Below are 243 nucleotides of genomic sequence, written 5' to 3' on the forward strand. Positions count from 1 at the left end.
GGGGGAAAGTGGAGGCCCGCAGGCGCGCGCGAAGGCTGTTCCGGCACGCCCGACTGCGACGCGTCCAGCGCGAACACCGGGCACGGCGCGCAAGATCCCAGTGTCATCCGCTTCGCCCAGCAAGACGGCGGCACGCCGGAAGAAGCGGGGGTAGGGTGCGATGGAACAGAAAACTCGCCCGCATAAACGGGAACCGGGCGGATCAGGCGCAAGGCCCCCGGCCTGCCCACCGATCGGTGCACT

The 243-nt window shown here is 70.0% G+C and carries 1 protein-coding gene; it reads left to right on the forward strand.

Annotated elements, in window-relative coordinates; translation table 11 throughout:
- On the forward strand, positions 1-186 hold a 186-nt coding region (locus SB660_RS23105; protein ID WP_410584877.1), incomplete at its 5' end, for a hypothetical protein.
- Positions 187-243 lie beyond the last annotated feature (57 nt).

This window comes from Bacillus sp. SIMBA_005, from assembly GCF_046535585.1.
Taxonomy (GTDB): domain Bacteria; phylum Bacillota; class Bacilli; order Bacillales; family Bacillaceae; genus Bacillus; species Bacillus pumilus.